The 15519-nt window shown below is 64.5% G+C and carries 19 protein-coding genes; 13 read left to right on the forward strand and 6 right to left on the reverse strand.

Going from position 1 to position 15519, the window contains the following annotated elements; all coding sequences use genetic code 11:
- Positions 1–45: 45 nt before the first annotated feature.
- The 7 genes from NATTI_RS0105810 to NATTI_RS0105840 all read left to right on the forward strand — a co-directional run bounded on the left by NATTI_RS0105810 (position 46) and on the right by NATTI_RS0105840 (position 4407).
- Positions 46–336: a ubiquitin-like small modifier protein 1 gene (locus NATTI_RS0105810; RefSeq protein ID WP_006088993.1), complete on the forward strand. Its 291-nt coding sequence runs from the start codon at positions 46–48 to the stop codon at positions 334–336.
- Between the two features lie 229 nt (positions 337–565).
- Positions 566–1912, forward strand: a complete 1347-nt coding sequence (locus NATTI_RS0105815) for a carboxylate--amine ligase (protein ID WP_006088992.1) — start codon at positions 566–568, stop codon at positions 1910–1912.
- Between the two features lie 109 nt (positions 1913–2021).
- Entirely contained in the window at positions 2022–2798 is a 777-nt protein-coding gene (locus NATTI_RS0105820; protein WP_006088991.1) for an AzlC family ABC transporter permease, read from the forward strand.
- Positions 2791–3105 carry an AzlD family protein gene (locus NATTI_RS0105825; RefSeq protein ID WP_006088990.1) on the forward strand — a complete coding sequence of 105 codons (315 nt, stop codon included), beginning with the start codon at positions 2791–2793 and terminating at the stop codon, positions 3103–3105. The genes NATTI_RS0105820 and NATTI_RS0105825 overlap by 8 nt, the downstream gene beginning before the upstream one ends.
- A gap of 75 nt (positions 3106–3180) precedes the next feature.
- Complete coding sequence (locus tag NATTI_RS0105830) at positions 3181–3486, forward strand: hypothetical protein (protein ID WP_006088989.1); 306 nt, start codon at positions 3181–3183, stop codon at positions 3484–3486.
- A complete protein-coding gene (locus tag NATTI_RS0105835; protein WP_006088988.1) occupies positions 3486–3872 on the forward strand; it encodes a hypothetical protein in 387 nt (128 codons plus the stop codon). Before NATTI_RS0105830 ends, NATTI_RS0105835 begins: the two co-directional genes overlap by 1 nt.
- Before the next feature lie 82 nt (positions 3873–3954).
- Complete coding sequence (locus tag NATTI_RS0105840) at positions 3955–4407, forward strand: pyridoxamine 5'-phosphate oxidase family protein (protein ID WP_006088987.1); 453 nt, start codon at positions 3955–3957, stop codon at positions 4405–4407.
- Positions 4408–4441: 34 nt separating this feature from the next.
- On the opposite strand, the gene NATTI_RS24930 is transcribed toward NATTI_RS0105840, so the two are convergent.
- Complete coding sequence (locus tag NATTI_RS24930) at positions 4442–4591, reverse strand: DUF7560 family zinc ribbon protein (protein ID WP_006088986.1); 150 nt, start codon at positions 4589–4591, stop codon at positions 4442–4444.
- Positions 4592–4736: 145 nt separating this feature from the next.
- On the reverse strand, positions 4737–5399 hold the full coding sequence (locus NATTI_RS0105850; protein ID WP_006088985.1) for a helix-turn-helix domain-containing protein: 663 nt from the start codon (positions 5397–5399) through the stop codon (positions 4737–4739).
- Positions 5400–5592: 193 nt separating this feature from the next.
- Here NATTI_RS0105850 and NATTI_RS0105855 point away from each other — a divergent pair, with 193 nt between their 5' ends.
- Positions 5593–5979 carry an ArsR/SmtB family transcription factor gene (locus tag NATTI_RS0105855; RefSeq protein ID WP_006088984.1) on the forward strand — a complete coding sequence of 129 codons (387 nt, stop codon included), beginning with the start codon at positions 5593–5595 and terminating at the stop codon, positions 5977–5979.
- A 171-nt stretch (positions 5980–6150) separates the two neighbouring features.
- Here NATTI_RS0105855 and NATTI_RS0105865 read toward each other — a convergent pair whose 3' ends face one another.
- Positions 6151–6786, reverse strand: coding sequence for a hypothetical protein (locus NATTI_RS0105865; protein WP_006088983.1), 636 nt, complete (start codon positions 6784–6786; stop codon positions 6151–6153).
- Between the two features lie 171 nt (positions 6787–6957).
- On the opposite strand from NATTI_RS0105865, the gene NATTI_RS0105870 reads away from it, so the two are divergent.
- Entirely contained in the window at positions 6958–8229 is a 1272-nt protein-coding gene (locus NATTI_RS0105870) for a hypothetical protein (protein ID WP_006088982.1), read from the forward strand.
- 271 nt (positions 8230–8500) lie between these two features.
- The gene (locus NATTI_RS24935; protein ID WP_019991673.1) at positions 8501–9697 is read left to right on the forward strand and encodes an MFS transporter; all 1197 of its coding nucleotides are present in this window, start codon (positions 8501–8503) and stop codon (positions 9695–9697) included.
- A 27-nt stretch (positions 9698–9724) separates the two neighbouring features.
- Here the strand turns inward: NATTI_RS24935 and NATTI_RS0105880 are convergent, their stop codons facing one another.
- From NATTI_RS0105880 to NATTI_RS0105890, 3 genes are all read right to left on the reverse strand, one after another.
- On the reverse strand, positions 9725–11647 hold the full coding sequence (locus NATTI_RS0105880; protein WP_006088980.1) for an aldehyde ferredoxin oxidoreductase family protein: 1923 nt from the start codon (positions 11645–11647) through the stop codon (positions 9725–9727).
- 233 nt (positions 11648–11880) lie between these two features.
- On the reverse strand, positions 11881–12075 hold the full coding sequence (locus NATTI_RS0105885; protein WP_006088979.1) for a DUF1328 family protein: 195 nt from the start codon (positions 12073–12075) through the stop codon (positions 11881–11883).
- 98 nt (positions 12076–12173) lie between these two features.
- Positions 12174–14114 (reverse strand): bacterio-opsin activator domain-containing protein, encoded by a 1941-nt coding sequence (locus NATTI_RS0105890; protein ID WP_006088978.1) that lies wholly within the window; start codon positions 14112–14114, stop codon positions 12174–12176.
- 109 nt (positions 14115–14223) lie between these two features.
- On the opposite strand from NATTI_RS0105890, the gene NATTI_RS26900 reads away from it, so the two are divergent.
- From NATTI_RS26900 to NATTI_RS0105905, 3 genes are all read left to right on the forward strand, one after another.
- Positions 14224–14412, forward strand: a complete 189-nt coding sequence (locus tag NATTI_RS26900) for an HVO_0649 family zinc finger protein (RefSeq protein WP_006088977.1) — start codon at positions 14224–14226, stop codon at positions 14410–14412.
- A complete protein-coding gene (locus NATTI_RS0105900) occupies positions 14381–15118 on the forward strand; it encodes a helix-turn-helix domain-containing protein (protein ID WP_241434278.1) in 738 nt (245 codons plus the stop codon). The genes NATTI_RS26900 and NATTI_RS0105900 overlap by 32 nt, the downstream gene beginning before the upstream one ends.
- Positions 15119–15219: 101 nt before the next feature.
- On the forward strand, positions 15220–15486 hold the full coding sequence (locus NATTI_RS0105905; RefSeq protein ID WP_006088975.1) for a HalOD1 output domain-containing protein: 267 nt from the start codon (positions 15220–15222) through the stop codon (positions 15484–15486).
- Positions 15487–15519 lie beyond the last annotated feature (33 nt).

Consider the following 15519-nt stretch of genomic DNA (forward strand, 5'->3'; position numbering starts at 1 on the left):
ACGTCGGCCACCCGGACTTATGACGAGCGCAGACGATCGTACAGTATGGAGATCGAACTTCGGTTTTTCGCCACCTTTCGGGAGGCCGTCGGACAGAAAGAGCGAGTGGAGACGTTCGACGACGGCGATTCGGTGGGTGACGTACTGGCCAGCCTCGAGTCGGCGTACGAAGGGCTCGAGGGGCAATTACTCGAGGACGGTGACGACGGCGTCGCGATCAGACCACAGCTGAGCGTGCTCAAAAACGGCCGTGACGTGACCCACATGGCGGGCGTCGAGACGACACTCGAGGACGGCGACCGACTGTCGGTGTTTCCGCCGGTCGCCGGCGGCTAACGGCGGACCAATCGGGAGCCAGCAACCCGGTGAAGGAACTCGTACGGCGGTGTGAACGACAGCGCGTCCGGGTCTGGCTGAACGAGGATGTAACGACGCTCGAGTCAGTTGATGTCCCGAGCCGAATCAACGCGCGAGACAGTCATCATGGCGGGAGACTGTACTTGCAGTTTCAGGCCGGTCCGCTATTATGCGGGCTAATAAAGAACAACATCAGTTCCTGAAATACATGTCTATAATAGAGAAATTCTACTCTGGAGATAGTGGCAACCGAAGCGGATCGATCGTCGTCCCGGCCGTCACAGTCCCGAGTACCGACGCCTGTCTCCGCTCGCTGTCCCCGCGCGGCGTCCACACCATCGTCGTCTCCGACGATCCGACGGCGAAATCGTTCTGCTCGAGGTACTGCGACGAAGCCGTTCTGGTTCCCGACCCGACGACGAACCTCGAGACGTACGCCGACGCGCTGCTCGCCCTCGCCCGGCGCGACGACGTCCGGACGATCGTCCCGGTCCGCGAACCGGATATCTTCGTCCTCTCGAAGTACCGGGAGTCGTTCGCGGAACACATCGCGACGCCGTGGCCGACGCTCGAGACGCTCCGTCGAGTTCACGATCGAGTTCGCCTGGCGGAAGCCGCGGACGCCGCCGGCGTTCCCGTTCCGGATACGCGCCCGCTCGAGGACGTCGAGACGATCGAGACGCCGTCGATCGTCAAATCCCGGTACAACCTTCTCGTCGACGAATACGTCGACTCGGTTCCGCCGGATCAAGTGCAACAGAGCAAGACCGTCGAACACCTGCAGAGGGGGACGACGCCGAACGTCGCACACCTCCGGGAGACGTTCGGACACGACCCCATCGTCCAGGAGTTCGTCCCGATCGAGGAGGAGTACATGGTCGGCGCGCTCTACGATCACGGCGAGTTGCTGGCGTCAGTCCAGCACAGACAGCTTCGCGGCGCGTCGTACACCGGTGGCGGTGGCGTCTACCGCGAGTCCGTCTTCGACGACGACCTACAGGAGGCCGCACAGGCGTTGCTCGAGGAACTCGAGTGGCACGGACTCGCCTGCATCGAGTACATGCGCCACCCCGAGACGGGCGAATTCTACCTGACCGAGATCAACCCGCGGATGTGGACCTCGCTTTCGGCGAACGTCCAGATGGGGGCGGACTTTCCCCACTACTACTGGCAGCTGGCGACCGGTCGCGCCGACGAGATCGAAGCCGGCTACGACCTCGACGTCGGCTGTCACTACCTGAAAGGCGAACTAACCTACCTCCTTAGTCTCCTGCGCGAGGAGTCGGACCTCGTCGACCGACCGTCGTTCCCGGCCACGGTTCGAGAGATCGCTCGCTCCTGTTACGAACAGCCCACCTTCGACGTGCTGAGCCGCGACGATCCGTGGCCCTTCCTGCAGGACGCGCTCACCACGCTCGACAGGGGCGTCCTCGAGGGACGCGGGCTGTCCGAGTTCGGCCGGCGAGTCAGCGGTGCGGAGCCACCCGTCGACTGGCGCGAGGCCGCGGACGTCGCTAAGGTCCAACGCGGGCGGTCGCAGCCGGTCGAGCAGTAGTCGATAGGCCGGACCGGTCGAAGCGAGACGGGGCCGGATACGCGATACCACGGACCGTTCCGATTCCGAGAACGCTTTACGCGCCGCCGGTCGCAGAGTGAGATACGCAATGGCGACGGATTCGGAGTCGAGCACAGACGTCCCTCGAGAGTCGAATCCATCGGTCGACGGCGCGAGGACGGAACGAACACCGGATAGCGACGAGGTCACGTTCGGTTGGGAGGGGGTCCGCGCCGGCTTTCTCACCGGGATGCCGATCGCGATCGGCGTCGGCGGGTACGGAATCGCCTTCGGCGTCCTCGCCAATCAGGCCGGGCTGAGCGTCGCGGAAGCGGCCCTGATGAGCGCGACGGTGCTGGCCGGTGCCTCCCAGATCATCGCCGTCGAACTCTGGGCGGACCCGATTCCGATCGCCGCGATCGTCGCCACGACGTTCGCGGTCAACCTCCGGTACTCGCTGATGGGCGCGGCGCTCCAGCCCTGGTTTCGTCACCTCTCGCCGACCCAGATCTACGGGAGCCTCGTGATGATGGCCGACGAGAACTGGGCGCTAACGATGCGCGACCTAAAATCGGGCCGCGGCCGCGGCGCGTTCCTGCTCGGGAGCGGCATCGTGCTCTGGCTGTTCTGGGTCGGATCGACGGTTCTGGGAGTCCTCGCCGGCGAATCGGTCGGCGACCCGGACCAGTACGGCTTCGACTTCATCCTCGCGGCCGTGTTCGTCGCCCTCGCGGCCGAACTCTGGGAAGGACGATCGACACTGGTACCGTGGCTCGTCGCGCTGGGGACGAGCGTCGTCGCCGCGAACGTGCTTCCGGGCCGGTGGTACATCCTGATCGGCGGACTGGCCGCAGCCGCGGTCGAGGTGATGCGACACGATGGTTGAGCTACTGTCGCTCGACCCGCTCGTCGTCGGCGTCATCCTCGCGATGACTGTCGTCACGGTGATCGCGAAAGTCGGTGGCATCTGGCTCGTCCGTCGATTCGACGTGGGCGAGCGAGTCGAGGCCGGACTCGATATCCTTCCGGGCGCGATCGTGATCGCCGTCCTCGGCCCGGAGTTGGCCGCCGGCGGGCCGGCCGAGTGGGGTGCGGCTGCAGTCGTCCTCGGTGTAATGTGGCGCACCGAAAACATCCTGCTGGCGCTGTGTGCGGGCGTCCTCGCCGTGGTGGCGTTCAGAGCGGTCGTCTGAGGACGAGCGATCTCGCTCGCCGTCCCGCAATCGCGGCTGGGTCGAGTTTATCTGAGTGGCGCTCGAATTTCGAGTATGGGAACGCAGGTCGAACGATCTTTTCGCGGCATCTCCGAGCGACTCGCCGTTCGGTATCTGACGAATTTAGGCGGCGAGCAGGTCGCTGACGATACCGTGGCGGGCGACGACTGGACGGCGACGCTCTCCTCGGAGACGGTCGGCATCGGCCCGTCGTTGACGCTCACCGAAGTGACGGTCGTCTTCGAGGGGGACGAGAAGCGGAGCGACGACGACAGCGAGACCGATGCCGGGACCGAAGAGAATCCCCTCGAGCCGCTGGTCGAGGAATTCGCCCAGAAAGCGATGCGAGCGGGGGGCTGATGGCCGGCGACCCGATCGAGGGACAGGTGCTCGTGCTGACGGCCGCGAAGGCGAGCGTGCCGCCGAAGCGGCTGCCGACGCTCGTCGATCAGGTACAGACGCTGCTGGGGCCGGCCCTCGAGCGGTATCGTCGCGAGTACGAACGCGTCCACGCCGAGGATGAGCTTGAGGCATTTCTCGTCGAGTGGGGTCACTGGGACGAACTGGCCGCCGACCTCGACCTGAGCGAGCGCGAGCGGTCGGCGGTCCGCCGCGCACACGAGGAGCAACTGCTGCGGATCGGTCGCCGAACCGGCCGTGAGAGCGCGTTCGAGACGGCCCTCGAGATCAGAGAACCGGTCTGTATCGGAACGGACGGCGATCGCGACGACCGAACGGAAAACTGACCGCAGCCGAGGGGTCGACCGCGGTTCGACGGCGATGGCAACTATAAAGAGCGTGTTTCCCCTTGCTCGAGACACTGAGACGATGGCTATCGATCAGGAGACCGAAATGAGCGACGCGGAGATCGACGACTTCCTCGGTCAGCACGAGACGGGGGTGCTCTCGCTTGCGCGCACCGACGATCCCTACGCGATCCCGATTTCGTACGGGTACGACGGCGATAATCGGGAGTTCTACATGCGGCTGGTGTCGACGCCGGAGAGCGAGAAACGGCAGTTTCTCGAGTCCTCGCCGGGGGCACGACTCGTCGTCTACGACGAGGTGGGCTCGACCTACCGGAGCGTCATCGCCACGGGGAGCTTAGAGAACATCTCGCCGGCGGAGCTGACACCCGGACAGATCGCCCAGTACGGTGACGCAAAGCGCCCGCTGTTCGAGATCTGGGCACAGGGGAAGAAGGATCTCGATATCGAACTCTACCGACTCGAGCCGGAGTCGCTCAGCGGACGCCGAACCGATGTCGACCGCAAGGAGTAGCGAGGAGAATCCGTAGCCATCAAGAATCGACCGGTCAGTTCGTCTGCTGTTCGGCGGCAAAATCCGCTGCCGTGACATCGCTCCCACAAACCGGACAGCCGTGTTCTAACGTGGCCTCGCGCATCTCCTCGTTGACCTCGATCGCTTGGCCGCAGTCGGGACAGGTAAATTCGTATCTGCTCATGTAGGGGTCCGTAGTCGTCTGAAATGTCGGTTGTCTACGTTCATAGCTGTGCGTCCATTATATATAGGGTTGCGGTCCACCACCGAACATCAGTAGGTCCCGAAGAATTCTTCACCGATGAGAACCCCAGTGGGTGGGTCAGTGTTCAGTCATCGTACTCGAGGATCGCGTCGAGGAGTTTCGTCTGTGCGGCCGCGAGGTGTTCGGTAAACGTCGTGCTCGTGATCTCGAGTTCCTCGGCGACCTCGCCGGCGTTGGCCCGCTTGGGATGTTCGAAGTACCCCATCCGGTGGGCCGTCTCGAGGACCTCCAACTGTCGCGCGGTCAGCGTGCTCCGGTCGACGAAGACGAGGTTCGTCTCGGCGTGGTCCTGCTGGGACTGGAGCAGTCGCTGGACATCGAGGTTCGAGAACTGCGCCTTGAGGTCGCCGATGATCGCCTGTAATCCCTCCATATCCGGCGCGTGGAAGGTGAGAAACAGCGCCGACCCCCGCGTTCGGACGTCGACCACGGGCGAGTCGTGGCGTTCGATCCACTCGCAGGGACAGCCGCGACCGAGATCGCGAGTGAATCGGTACACCTCGCTCGTGCCGTAGGAGAAGATCGATGTCAGTTCGACGTCGGTGTCGAACGAGTCGGGGTACTCCTCGGCCTCGAGCATGAACTCCTCGGAGACGCGTTCCGGCGCGTCCGGGCTCGTACTCTTCGAGACGGATTGGACATTCCCGCTTGCCGCCCCAGCGGTCTGTGTGACGACACAGCCGGCCGGATCGTCGATCTTGACCTCCGCGCGAATCCCCGAAGACATCGAGTACAGATGCGGCCGGCGGCCTCCTAAACCCTGCGTCCGCAGCCGTACGACAGGAACCGTCCATTCGATCCGTGACAGAACAGCCTCGAGACGGACTCGAGCGCCAAATTTCGCCGACCCCATATAAAGCACCCTGTATTTAGTGGGGCTCAATTGGAGGTGGACCGACCGTTACGACGAAGTGAAGACCATGTCCGCTACGAACCCCACCACGAAGCGAGGATGGCCAACAACCGACGACGTAGCCGACGCCGGTGCGGTGCTCGGCGCACTGGACGACGACGCCTGCCGAGCCATCCTCGAGGCGACGAGCGAGGAGTCGTTGACCGCAACTGAACTCTCCGATCAGTGTGAGATTCCGATGTCGACGGCCTACCGAAAGGTGGAGAAGCTGACCGAAGCCGACCTCGTCGAGGAGCGGGTCCGCATCAACACCTCCGGCAAGCACGCGACGGAGTACCGCAAGTCCTTCGACGACGTTCTCGTCTCGGTCGACGGCGGCGACATCGCGGTCGAGATGACGAAATCCGACGCCGACACCGACGCCAGCGCGCCCTACGCCGTCGCCGACGACTGATCGCTCCGACGCATCCGCGACCCACTGCTCGAGACGGTCGTAGCGGACGGCCGATCCGGTTCAGGCAGTCCGATCCGCTCGAGCACTACACTCCTGCTTCGTTTTCGTTCGTTTCGACGACATCGTTCAGCCTCGATCCCGACGGCCGACAGCCGTAGCGACGGCATCGCGTCAGTCGATACGCCCGTCGTGTTCCTCGTCGATCATCGCGAGAAAACGATCCGGGACGGCCGAGACGACGTGATCGGGAGCGCGCTCGAGGAGCCATTCGCCCGCGCTCGCGAGCGGTTTTCTGATCAGCGCATAGCCGATCGAGACGGCGAGCAGTGCGACCACGGTCGTCCGAATCGTGCCTTCGAAGACGACCAGCGCGGGGAGGGCCAGCACGGCCGCGAGCGCGAGGTCCTCCGGTGCGCCGTCGTAGCGAACCCACCGTCGCGGCTCGAGCCATCGGTCGTGATAGTGGCTGTAGACCGCGCGCTCGGAGGTGGCCTGCCAGGATTTCGGCTCGAGACCGCCGCCCAAATAATCCGAGAGCGAGTGGAGCGCGGCGGCGAGGAGGAAGACGGCGAGGCCGACGGTGGCCGCCGTCGGGACGGCGACGGCGACGACGCTCGCGGGCGTGGCGACGAGCCAGTAGTAGACGGGAAAGTGAAGCGTCCGCCGGTGGGCCCCGACGAGGTCGAGATCCGGGAAAATTCCGCCGAGAATCGCCGCGACCGCGACGACGACCGCGAACTGCGGCGCGAGGGGGGCGAGGAGGGCGGCGAGAACGAGCCCCGCGAAGGCGTGAGTCGTGGCCATCATGGAAACTCGAGTAGGGGCGACGATCGGATACGTTCGGCGGCAGCATACGACTGGTCAGGCGGGGGCTACGCGCCCGTCCACTCGAACGCGTGGGGGCGCAAGCGCTGCGCGACGGGCACTGCAAGCCCCGTGTTTTAGCGAGCGTCCGCCGTACGTGACGAACGATCTCTCGTGCCGACACGCGCATTTCACGGGCAGCGAACGAACGCCCTCCTCTCGTGGGTCGCCGTCGCCATCGTGCTCGCCGTCGGCGGCTGGGCGCTCCTCGAGGGACTCGTCCACGAAACGCTGTTCGCCGCGACCGTCGTCGCGATCGCTCTCGTCCCGGCCGCTGTGCTCGGCTCGAAACGCGCTGCACTCCCCTGGGAGGTGACGGTCGCGGCGGTCGTACCGCTGCTCGCAGCGACTATCGCACCGGATCTCTGGACCCGACAGATCGTCCTGTACGCCGGCGCAGCCGCGCTCGCGCTGGCGCTCACGCTCGAGGTTCACGGCCTCACCGAGGTGCAGTTCGAGCGGTGGCTCGCCGTCGCGTTCGTCACGATGCTTGCGGCCGCCATCGCGGCGACGTGGGCGACGCTCACCTGGGCGCAGGATCTCGTCGCAGGAACCAGCATCATCGCGAGCAACGCGGAGGTGATGTGGTTGCTGATCGCCGCCACTGCGGCAGGACTGTTCGCTGGCGTCTGCTTCGATCTCTACTACCGAGGGTTCCCCGGCGAGGAACTCGTCTCGGCGCCGGTCGACGGGATCGACGAGGAGCGGTTCGCGATCCGGTCGGGTATCGACGACTATCCCTCGCTCGAGGAGCGACTGCCGGTTTCGGCGACGGTCCAGTGGTGGCTCGTCCAGACCCTCCGGGCGGGACTAGCAGCGATGGTCGCGTACGCGTTGCTCACCTTCGACACCGGGACCGTCACGAACGTCGCACCGATGCTCGCGATCACGTTCATCCCGACGCTGCTGCGTCGGCGGTACGGGTTGCCGTTCGATTCGGGGCTCGTGCTCTGGATCACGCTCGTGGTCACCCTCCACGCCGCGGGCTCGTTCTACATCTACGAGCGCTCGTTCTGGTGGCACAACGTCACCCACCCGCTCTCGGCCACGCTCGTCGGCGCGGTGGGCTACGTCGTGATCCGATCGCTCGACGAACTGCGCGAGGAGATCCACCTCCCGCCGGTGCTCGTTCCGGGTTTCGTCGTGCTCTTCGTGCTTTCCTTCGGCGTCTTCTGGGAGATTGGCGAGTTCGCACAGGATATTGTCGCCGACTACGCCGGCATCCAGATGCCCCTGGCCCAGCACGGCCTCGACGACACGATGACCGACATCGTCTTCAACACGCTCGGTGCGATCATCGTCGCGGTGTGGGGGCTGCCGTACCTCACGGACCTCACCGACGCCGTGACGGATCGACTCGAGGAGTGGGGCGGGCTGAATCGATGAGTGAATATTAGATCGCTAATTGAGAGGAAGCGACAGAGGTCGAACGTCGGACTCGCGTTCCGCGACCACTGACGCTCGAGACGTTCGACCGATCCCCGCGAATTGCCGACTGCGGAGAAGCAACGTTCATCACGCTCCTGTCACAACTCTCGTCCGGTGACTACTGGTACGTTTGCAGCCACTCTTATCTATTAAACGACAGGTAAACGCGCTTCGAGGCGACGGCCGCGGAACGGTGCTGGTCGCGGTCGCTTGCGGCTGGGGGCTCTCCATGGGGGTCAGGATGATCTATCCCGTGTTGCTTCCCCACTTGCAGGCGGCCTACGACCTCGACTACACGACCGCGGGACTGCTGTTGACCGTCCTCTTCCTCGCGTACGCGTTCGGACAGCTTCCCGGCGGCGTGCTCGCCGACCGGTTCGCGGAGCGCCACATTCTCGCGGGGAGCGTCGCCCTCTGTGCGGCGACGATACTGCTGGTCGTCACGGCCGGGACGCCGGCCCTGCTGTTCCTCGCGACGATCCTGTTCGGCTTCGGCGCGGCGCTGTACGCCGTCGCGCGATACACGACCCTTGCGAGGCTCTACCCCGACACCATCGGCTCCGCAAACGGCGTGACGGCGGCCGCACAGGACGCCGGCCAGTCGGTGCTCCCACCGCTTGCGGGATTGCTCGCGGGCGTCCTCGCCTGGCAGTACGGCTTCGGCTTCGCGATCCCGCTTTTCGTGGGCGTCGCCATCCTGCTCTGGTGGGTCGTCCCCGAAAGCGACGGCGAGGGCTCGAGCGTCGATAGCGGCGCGGCCGACGATTCCGGGACCGGAACCGATGCCGACGGTGCGCTCTCGCTCGAGACGGCACGGCTGGTCGCCTCGGAGCTCCGAAATCCGTCGATCATGTACGGGACGGCGATCTTCACGCTCGGGCTCTGTATCTGGCAGGCGTTTACGGGCTTTTATCCGACGTACGTGATCGAAGTGAAGGGGCTGTCCTCGACGGTCGCGTCGATCCTGTTCGGGACGTTCTTCGCGCTCGGCGTCGTGATCAAGCCGATCGCGGGCGGAGCCTACGATCGGATCGGACTGCGACGGTCGCTGCTCGTTCTGCTTGGCGTTTCCGGAAGCGCGCTCGCCGTCCTCCCGTTCGTCGAGGGGCTGGTGCCGATCGCCGCGATCACCGTGCTCGTAAGCTTTCTGCTCGGGTTTGGCGTGGTCACGGAGGCGTATCTGATCCTCGAACTCCCCGAGGAGATCCGCGGCACCGGGTTCGGGCTCCTGCGAACGATCGCGTTCGGTGTCGGAGCGTTGAGCCCGGTCGTCTTCGGTGCCGCCGCCGACCGCGGGCTCTTCGATTACGCCTTCTTCGCGCTGGCTGCAATCGCGGCTGTGATGATTCTCCTCGCGCTGCGAGTTCCGGCCGCAAAAGAAACCGAATCGGACGACCGCAGACCGTCCGAGGATCCGTCCGCGTAGCCGACGAGGCCGGTCGAGTCGTAAGCGTCAGTCGTCCGCCGGTGCCGCCGAGTCGCCCGCGGAGACGCCCGTTCCGGGGCCGAGATCGATCTCGAGTTCCTCGAGTTTCTCGTCCGGCACGACGCCGTCGACCCAGCCGCGGTGGTCGTAGTACTCTTCTTTCATCTCCTCGAGTTCGCAGTACTCGCCCTCGCTGGCGCCCTGTCCGCGGATGCCGTCCTCGAGGAATCGCGCGGGCAGCGAGTCGTCGTCGCCGTCAAAGCCGACGAGGTTGTTGTAGTACCGTTCGAGGTTGTAGATCCGCTCGCCGGCCTCGAGCAGGTCCTCCTCGCCGACGTCCAGTCCGGTCATCCCGTTGTACTGGAGGACGTACTCCTCGATGCCCTCCGCGAAGGCGTTGAACTTGCAGATGTCGAACGAGTCGCTGATGGCGTGGAGGTCCTGGAAGGCGGCGGTGAGTTCGCCCTTCCCCTCGTACTCGTAGGGGTCGACCTTCTCCGGGATGCCCAGGATTTCGGCGGCGGGGGTATAGCCCCGCAAGTGGCAGGCCCCACGGTTCGAGGTGGCGTAGCCGATGCCCATCCCCTTCATACAGCGCGGGTCGTAGGCCGCGATGGTCTGACCCTTGACGGCCAGCGAGTTCTCGTGGGCGTCTTTCGCCTCGGCGACGCGACGCGGCCCTTCGGCCAGCAGATCCGCGAAATCGTTCTCGCGGTGGGCGATCGCCTCGATCATGTCGATCATCGTTTCGGTGTCGCCCCACTCGAGTTCGCCCACGCCCTCGAGTTTGCCCTCGTCGGTCATCTCCATGGCCATCGCCATCATGTTCCCGGTGTCGATGGTGTCGACGCCCATGTCGTTACAGCGTTCGAGCATGAGCGCGACGGCGTCGCGGTCGGTGTGGCCCGAGTTCGGGCCGAGCGCGTAGGCCGACTCGTACTCGTAGGACTCCGTGCGGACGTTCATCTCCTCGCCCTTGTGCATCGCGGTCACTTCGACTTCCTTCTTGCAGGCGACCGGACAGGAATGACAGGTCGGTTCGTCGACCAGAATGTTCTCGCGGACGTTCTCGCCGGAGACGCGCTCGGCGTCGATGTCGACACCTTCCGCGTCGCGCATGGCTTCGGTCGAGGTGTACTGTCCGTTTTTCGTCGGCAATCCGTCCATCTCCTCGCCGATGTTCATCAGGACGTTCGTCCCGTACATCGAGAGCCCGCCCTCGTTGGGCGCGGTGACATCGGACTCCGTGATGGCCTGCATGGCCTGCTGGTGACCCTCCTTGAACGTCTCCGGATCCGCGGGCTGGGGCATCCGGGTGGTGGACTTGACGACGATGGCCTTGAGGTTCTTCGACCCCATCACACAGCCCGTACCGCCGCGACCGGAGGCCCGGTCGTCCTCGTTCATGATGCAGGCGTACTTGACGCCGTTCTCGCCGCCGGGACCGATCCCCATAACGCTGAGGTTCTTCCCGTAGGATCCATCTACTTCCTCCTCGAGCGTATCGCGAGTCTCGTGGAACCCCTCACCCCAGAGGTGGGAGGCGTCTCGCAGTTCGATCTCGCCGTCCTCGACGACGGCGTACACCGGTTCGTCGGCTTCGCCTTCGAAGAGGAGGCCGTCGAAACCGGCCCACTTGAGCCGTGCGCCGGACCAGCCGCCGTGGTGGCTGTCGGTGACGGTACCAGTCAGCGGCGACTTCGTACAGACCGCGATCCGGCCGCTCATCGTCACCTGGGTGCCCGACAGCGGCCCGTTCATAAAGGCAAGCAGGTTGTCGGGACCGAGCGGATCGACGTCCACTCCCTGTTCGAAGACGTACTTTACGCCGAGCCCCCGTGCGCCGATATATTTCTTTGCGTCCTCCTCATCGATCGATTCGTACGCGACCTCCCCGTCCGAAAGATCCACACGGGCGACCCTATCTTGAAATCCGCCGAGTTCAGTCATGATAACTCCTCACCGTTCACTTCGTCGCCTATGATGTTAGTCGTTCTCACCCAACCGTAACCAGAATACATTACGTTCGGTATTCAGTTCGAGTACGGTTAGGTACGAGAGTCAGTCAACACGTGTTGAATGAGTGTCTGACTGCTGGCTAGCAAATACTGCCAGATCGTAACTGATGATGGTCTCGAGTCGATGTCGAAACGAGACGAAACTGGAACTCGAGACGGCGGCCGCTACAGGAGGAGCGCGACGATCGCGAGAATGATGAAGATCAGCACGAAAATCCGCGCAATCTCCATCGAGATCCCGGCGACGCCGCGAGCGCCGACCGCCGCGGCGACGATCGCTAGCACGAAGAAGATTAGCGCCCAGTACAGGAAGCCGCCGCCGCCCATCTGCAGTGGTACCGACGTTGCGATATCGAGCATAGTCGGAGCTATCACGACCTGATAGATAAACCTCGGCGACCGTCCAGAACCCTAAGTCCCAACTATAGCCGGGTAAGCATGGCATTCAGCCTGCGGTGTCAACCCGAGAGTTTACCCTCGTCGAAGAGCGCCCGGCAGAGTTTCGCTTCGGCCGTCCGCAGGTGTTCGTGGAACGTCGGACGCGAGACGCCCATCGTCTGGGCGAGTTCCTCGCCGGTCGTCGGCCGAGGCCACTCGAAGTAGCCGCTGAGATACGCGCGCTGTAACGCGGCGAACTGCCGATCGGTGAGATCACGCTCGAGTCGCGCCGCGAACTCCTGGCGCGTCTCGGGGTCACGGTCGCGCTGCTGGAACGAGACGATGTCCGTCCCTTCGTACCGATCCTCGAGGGCTTCGACGATCGAACGGACGTTCGCCGAGCGGGGGATCTCGAGCGTGAGACGCGCCCGACCGTCCTCGCTCTCGATCGCCTCGGTACGGACGCCGCGCTCGGAGAGCCAGCCGACGAGGTCATCCCCGCCCGCGAGTTCGATCAGACACTCTGACTCGCGCTCGACGACGATTCGACAATCGAGGCCGGCGTCCGCCGCGGCCGTCTCGAGGGCCTCCGCGGTCGCGTCGGGGCCGGTGACAGTGAACAGCGACATCGTCTCGTTGTCGGTGCGGTGCACCGAGCGACGGTACTCGAGTCGACAGTCCGCCGCCGCGGAGACGGCGACGGGGGCGAGCGACCGATCGGTGAGCGTGAGTTCGACGGCGACGACCGCGTCGGTCTCGAGGACGCGGCTGGTCTCACGGGCGTTGACACCGCTTGCGACCGCGCGGGCCAGTGCGGAGAGGATCACCGTTTCGCGATCATCGATCGCTCGGCCGCGATCGGTTCGAACGGTGAGGACGCCGTACTCGATGCCGTTGTACGACAGCGGGAACGACGCGTGGGTCGTCCCCCCGAGCGTTCCGGTAGCCGCCTCGGTCTCGGCGAGCGCGGTGGCTGCGGGGTGGTCGCTGGCGGTCGTGACGTCCGACGTGTCGCCACACTCGCCGGCGCTCGTCCGGACGTCAATCGTCCCCGTCGCAGGGTTTCGCTCGCCGATCCACGCGCCGTCGTAGCCCGTCTCCGCGGCGATCCGCTCGCAGACGTCGGTCTCGAGCCCGGAGCGATCGGTTGCACCGGCGACGACGTCCGTCACGTCCTGAATCAACCCCTCAATGCGCTCGAGGAGGTACTCGAGCTCCTCGGTCCGGGTCTCGAGCGCGAGTTCGGCCTCCTTTCGAGCCGTGATGTCGTTCTGGAAGCCGATGTAGTGGGTGACCGTTCCCGCCTCGTCGCGGACGGGAGCGATCGTGACCTCGTTCCAGAACTCGGTGCCGTCCTTGCGATAGTTCTTGATCTCGACCGTCACCGGGTAGTCCTCGTCGATCGCAGCCGCCATCTCGGCGACAGCCGCCTCGCTCGAGTCCTCGCCCTGCAGGAATCGACAGTTGCGACCGATGACATCGTCGTAGTCGTAGCCGGTCATCTCCTCGTAGGCGTCGTTGACGTAGACGAGCGGGTTGTCCTCGAGGTCCGGATCCGAGATGGTAATCCCGACCGGCGCTTCGTTGATCGCCCGATCTTTGACCGCGTAGTCGCTCTCGGCTGGCGACGCGGGCTCGTCGACGTCCCCGGTTGCCGACTCGAACGTGATCGTCGCGCGCTCGGTCGACCGGTGGATCCTGGCATCGTACCGATCGGCGGCGGTCTCGTCACCGCTGTCGCCGCCGATTTCGAGTGTCACGCGACGAACCGTACCGGCCGTCGTCTCGTGGATCTCGTCCTCGAGTCGAGCCCACGACGCGAATACGGCCGTCGCCTCCCACTCGCCCGCGCCGGTTTCGTGTGCGTCGGCGTCCAGTCCGAACGCGTCTCGCGCCGCGCCGTTGGCGTACGTGATCGTCCCATTCGTCACGGCAACGACGGGATCGACGAGCGTCTCGAGCGCTACGGCCGCCGGTGTGGCCCGTCCCCCGCCACCGTACTCCGCGTCGGCATTCTCCATACACGTCCTTCGAGCGGGAAGGCCTAAGAACCTCGGTGATGGGACGAACGGTTTACTCGACGGACAGGTACCCCCGAATGTTATATCATGTCATGACATAGAGTGACACATGTCTGCGTACAGATCACCGTTCGAACAACTCCGAGCGAAATTCGACGAATCGAGCCCAGAGTGTCCGGCGTGTGGGTACCACGACAGCGACGGAAGCTGGCGTGTCACGACCACTGGAAGCCGCGTCACCTACCAGTTCGTCTGTCCCACCTGCGATGCAATCAAGACGCGGGAGATGCGTCTGTAACGAGTCCGATCAGGAAGACGACCGCCACCAGACCCCGATGGGACAGCGTTTCATTGCCGAGTTGGTCGTTTCACACGACGATCTCCCGCTGACCCCGACCGTTCGGGATGTCTCCGAGGCAACGATCGCGGTCGAGTCGCAGCCGCTATCGTACCCGGAGCGACCCGGCCCGATTATCTTCTACTCGGTATCCGATACCGACTTCTCGGCGTTCGAGTCCCTGCTCGAGACCGATCACACGGTGGCAGAGTGGGAGGTGGCGATGGAGTTTACGGACTATCGTATCTACCAGATCTACGTGAGTTCGAACGCCAAGTTCACGACTCCCGAGATAGCCGACCTCGGACTGCAGGTGCTCTCGATTCGGAACACCGATCGCGGGTGGGAGTTCCGGCTACTGGCCCCGAACAGGGAGCGCCTCGGCGACTACTGGCAGTACTGTTGCGAGGAAGGCATCCAGTTCCACCTCGAGAAACTGTACAGCACCGGCTCTCAAACGGGCCCCGCGACCGGCGACGGTCTCGAGGCGGCCCTCACCGATCGCCAACGAGAGGTTGCTCGCACCGCGGCTCGAATGGGCTACTTCGAACCCGACGGTGCCGACGCGGCGACAGTCGCCGACGAACTCGAAATCTCGCCGTCGACGCTGTCGACGCACCTGCGGCGGATCATGGCCAAAGTGCTCCGCCACACGTTCGACGACTGACCCACGTCTCGGTGGGTTCCAGGCGAATCTTATCTACCCCCATATAATAAGAAGAAGAGTACGACAGTAGATACGAGGGCGGCAACGACCTACGAAGTAGCATGACAGAAAAGATGTTTTCACTCGCCCCGGAGTCGACGGACAGCACGGCCAGCCTATCCATCATCGAGCGGGTCGCCACGCTCGAGGAGACGGATCCGATAACACTTCCACCCCTGTACGACGCCATCGACCCCGAAGCGCTGGATTCGGTCGTGGACTCCTCGACCGCCAGTGACTCGCGGTCGCCAGCGACGGTTCGGTTCTCCTACTGCGGCTACGACGTTCTCGTTCGACGTGATGGAGAGATTACGATATCGCCTGCCTAACGGTCGTGCGATTTTGCGGCTCCGAGTTCGGTT

Origin of the sequence: Natronorubrum tibetense GA33, assembly GCF_000383975.1 — an archaeon.
Lineage (GTDB): Archaea > Halobacteriota > Halobacteria > Halobacteriales > Natrialbaceae > Natronorubrum > Natronorubrum tibetense.